Source organism: Nocardia sp. NPDC060220 (genome assembly GCF_042727815.1).
GTDB lineage: Bacteria > Actinomycetota > Actinomycetes > Mycobacteriales > Mycobacteriaceae > Nocardia.
On the sequence record NZ_JBHWZY010001171.1, the window covers coordinates 1 to 1712 of the forward strand.

Here is a 1712-nt window from a genome sequence, read left to right on the forward strand (position 1 = left end):
ACCCCCACCCCTCCATCCCCTATTGTTACTTGTGGGGGGGGTTGTTTTTTTTTTATACGACCCGGGGCGGGGGCCCCCCCCCGCGGCCGGCACCCGCGGCGCTACAGGTCGGCCAGGGCGATACCCGTGAGCGGGCTGCCGATACGGACCAGGTCGGTATCGGTACCGGTGCCGATGTCGACCAGGCGGATCGTGCCGCCGAGATCGCTCACATAGAAGCGGGAATCGAAACCGGTGACGCCGATCGCCTCGCGGTAGCCGGTGGAGATGATCGCCGGGGTCCCGACCTCCGGCTGGACCTTGGCCTCGTACAGCGCGTTGCCGTGGGGGGCGGCACCGCGGTCGGTCCAGACGAGATCGCCGAGACCGTGGAGTTCGACATCGATCGGCTCGGGCAGGTTCTCCCAGAGCAGCTCGATATCGGTGCGGGCGGCAGGATCCGCACCGGGGGGCAGATCCATCCGAGTGCGGAAGATCCGGCCCTCGCCGCCCTTGGCCGCGCCCTTCTGCGTCCAGTAGAGCAGGCGGCGGTCGAGGTCGAGGCAGATGCCGACGCACCAGTTGCGCGGGAGGGAGGCGTCGGCATCGCCCTCGCCGGTCACCACGAGGGCGTGCAGGTCGTCACCGTTCAGATCACAGGTGAGAACCTGCATGCCCTCGCGATCACACCAATACAGCCTGCCCCCTTCGACATCGGCGGCGAGCTGTTTGCCGGTGGTGAAGGCGCCGATCGGGACGATCGTGGTGCGGTTGCCGCCGTCGAGGTCGACCCGTTCGATGGAACCGTTGCGGGAGAAGAACTCCGGTTCGACGCCCGGCTCCGGACGCGCGTCGGGGGTGCCCATGTTGGTCCAATAGATATGGCCACGCAATTTGTCGACGACGACACCGTCGGGAAAACGATCGAGACCGTCGACCACGGTGCGCACGTGTTTGCCGTCGAGCGAAATAGCGTGCATCGCAGCTGCTTCGAGATCTAGAGCGACTATCTCGGTCATGGGGCTCAGCCCTGCTTCGGCTTCGGGTAGTCGTCGTAGAAACCCGCACCCGTCTTCACCCCGAGTTTGCCCGCGTCGACATATTTCTTCAGCAGCTCGACCGGGCCCTTCGGCAGGTTCGGGTTCTCCTGCTCGTAGTGCTCCTCGATATCGAGCACCACATCCAGACCCACCTGGTCCATCATCCGGAACGGACCCGCCTTGGTGCCGAAATTCCGCATGAACATCTCGTCGACATCATGGGGAATCGACACACCCTCGTGAACCACCTCGAGCGACTCGCGCTTGATGGCGGCCCAGATGCGGTTGAAGATGAAGCCGGTCGACTCCTTGCGCACCAGGTACGGGTGCAGGCCGTACTCCGGGAAGGTCTTCAGGACGAAGTCGAGGACGTCCTGCGAGGTCTGACCGTCCGACATCACGTCGAGCACCGTCGACTGCGGCGGCATATAGAAGTGGGTGTTGAGCATCCGGTCGTTGGTCTTCAAGCCCTCGGTGAACAACCGGCTCGCGTACGACGACGAGTTCGAGGCGACGATCGCGTCGGCATCGGCATCGGCGTCGAGCTGGGCGAAGACCTTCTTCTTCAGGTCGAGGATCTCCGGCACCGCCTCGACCACCAGCCACGCGCCCTTCACGCCGATCGCCTGATCGGGCACATACTCCGCGGTGCCCGGCTTGCCGTCGGGCACCGTATCGGCCACCTCGGGCAGC

The 1712-nt window shown here is 65.1% G+C and carries 2 protein-coding genes; both read right to left on the minus strand.

Annotated elements, in window-relative coordinates:
• Positions 1 to 101: 101 nt before the first annotated feature.
• Positions 102 to 959 carry a hypothetical protein gene (locus ACFWF3_RS34920; RefSeq protein WP_379318358.1) on the minus strand — a complete coding sequence of 286 codons (858 nt, stop codon included), beginning with the start codon at positions 957 to 959 and terminating at the stop codon, positions 102 to 104.
• A gap of 44 nt (positions 960 to 1003) precedes the next feature.
• Complete coding sequence (locus ACFWF3_RS34925; protein WP_379318360.1) at positions 1004 to 1711, minus strand: 3-hydroxyacyl-CoA dehydrogenase family protein; 708 nt, start codon at positions 1709 to 1711, stop codon at positions 1004 to 1006.
• Between the last annotated feature and the right edge of the window lies 1 nt (position 1712).